At 33.4% G+C, this 1,919-nt stretch carries 4 protein-coding genes; all 4 read left to right on the top strand.

The window, feature by feature from the left end:
* Window positions 1-61: 61 nt before the first annotated feature.
* The 4 genes from BLS65_RS19095 to BLS65_RS17620 are packed head-to-tail and all read left to right on the top strand — an operon-like array spanning window position 62 to window position 1,819.
* Window positions 62-286 carry a LytTR family transcriptional regulator DNA-binding domain-containing protein gene (locus BLS65_RS19095; protein WP_092441101.1) on the top strand — a complete coding sequence of 75 codons (225 nt, stop codon included), beginning with the start codon at window positions 62-64 and terminating at the stop codon, window positions 284-286.
* Between the two features lie 6 nt (window positions 287-292).
* Window positions 293-622 (top strand): LytR/AlgR family response regulator transcription factor, encoded by a 330-nt coding sequence (locus BLS65_RS17630; protein ID WP_092441100.1) that lies wholly within the window; start codon window positions 293-295, stop codon window positions 620-622.
* Between the two features lie 17 nt (window positions 623-639).
* The gene (locus tag BLS65_RS17625) at window positions 640-1,299 is read left to right on the top strand and encodes a hypothetical protein (protein ID WP_125869954.1); all 660 of its coding nucleotides are present in this window, start codon (window positions 640-642) and stop codon (window positions 1,297-1,299) included.
* Window positions 1,292-1,819 (top strand): hypothetical protein, encoded by a 528-nt coding sequence (locus BLS65_RS17620; RefSeq protein ID WP_092441098.1) that lies wholly within the window; start codon window positions 1,292-1,294, stop codon window positions 1,817-1,819. Before BLS65_RS17625 ends, BLS65_RS17620 begins: the two co-directional genes overlap by 8 nt.
* Window positions 1,820-1,919 lie beyond the last annotated feature (100 nt).

The raw sequence follows: 1,919 nt of genomic DNA, 5'->3' as shown, positions 1-1,919 counted from the left end.
TAAATGCACCTAAAAAAGTGGCACAACTTCGACCGAAACGCCTGGCACAACTTGAACCGAAATGGGTGGCACAACTTCGACCGTTTTATCTACTTCGAACACCATTACTTCAGTAGAGAAAATAATTAATGACTACGGCCACATAAGATGCCATAGAAACTTTATTATAAATCCAATGCTCGCTGTAAATTTCTGCAAACAAACCTCCACAATCCCGATCGAAGGTATTAACATACCCGTTTCGAGAAGGAAAAGGAGCGACATCGAAAACATTCCAAACCAATAAAAGAAAATGAAAACGGATGAACGGTTATTGCAAATGCTATTGGTTGATGACATTATCTACATTGAGAAAGACAATGGTTGCACAATCGCAAATACAAAAGGAAATAAACAGAAAATTATAGAAATCACTTTGGATAAACTTGAAGAACAACTACCCCAAGATAAATTCTTTAGAGTTCACAAAAGTTTCATTGTCAATCTTGCCGAAGTTGCTGAAATTATTCAAGATGGGAAAACCCAACTAGCAATTCTAAAAAACAGGAAGGAAATTCCAATCTCCAAACGAAGGAATAGACTTCTACTATACAAACTACGCGAATACTCAATAATGATCTAATACCTTACAATTGAACTATGAAACGTTTTCTTAATTCTCTACTAGGGGAAAATGGCTTTATGCTCTTTTTCGTCATCATCTCATTCTACTGGTTGATAATGTTTATAAATAGCACGTTTATTCTAACTGATGATTTGATGTATAACTCATTGCTTAGTGTTATTCCTGATGGCTATATTGAAAAAGCCATTTCACTTCAACATAAATGGGCATGGGTAGGCTATGTAATATTCCCTATTGGTCTGTTTATTAAGTTCATATTCATCAGTGCATTTATTACCACCGGAGCTATATTCTGTGGATATGATATCGGGTTTAAGAAGATTCTTAAAGTAGTACTACTCTCAGAGAGTCTTTTTATTTTGGTAGGCATAGGAAACACACTTATGCTACTCCTCTCAAATGTTAATTCAATTACAGATGTTCAAAGTTTAAATTTGACTAGCATTTGCTCTATCGGCTTCTTAATCAAAGATAGTGCACCTTCATGGTTAATAGCACCAATGAATACTTTAAACTTATTTGAGCTAATATATTTTATGCTTTTAGTAGTAGGAATTAGAATTACAGCAGAAGAAAAGGCATCAAAGAGTAACTTATGGGTAATCACAAGTTATGGTTCTTACCTATTTATCTGGATAATAGTATTAACCTATTTAAGCGTAACCTATGCATAATTCACTTAAAAAAACAATTATTACAATCACAATAGCAGTAGTTGTGATAATGCTTGGTCTCTTAGTTTTTGATATAACAAAAAAGGTATCTAAACAATCAGTGTTTGCGGAAATTAAAACATTACATGTTAAAACGTTGGATAGTACAAACGTAACATTGGCGTTGAATCAACCCGATACCACTCTTATAATGATATTCAACTCCGAATGTGATATTTGCAAAATAGAGTTAGGAAAAATGCTTATAGACTATCCTCTGCTAGAAAAGTATAGAATCTGCCTCCTTTCTAGGCAAAATATTAGTGTTCTGAAGCAATTTCAGATAAAACAAAACCTAGATAATTATCCGAGTATTGAACTATTCAAAATAGATGAACGGCTAACAGAAGAACCCTTCAATACCGCACCAAACCCCTCAGTATTTATTTATGACAAAAACGGAAAGGCAATATTTCAAAGAAAAGGATACACAAACATTAGTGAATTGATAAATCTGATCGCAAATGGCAAAAATAGCTGAAAAACAAAGGCTGTAATCTAAAAAAATGTTGTTGATAATATTTTGTTAGCATTAAAATGCTGCACTAACCTGAATTACTCCACTATTCCAATTTTGCGAC

Source organism: Williamwhitmania taraxaci (assembly GCF_900096565.1).
GTDB classification, from domain to species: Bacteria; Bacteroidota; Bacteroidia; order Bacteroidales; family Williamwhitmaniaceae; genus Williamwhitmania; species Williamwhitmania taraxaci.
Note: the sequence above shows the minus strand (reverse complement) of the source record. Positions and strands in the feature narration are given on the sequence as shown.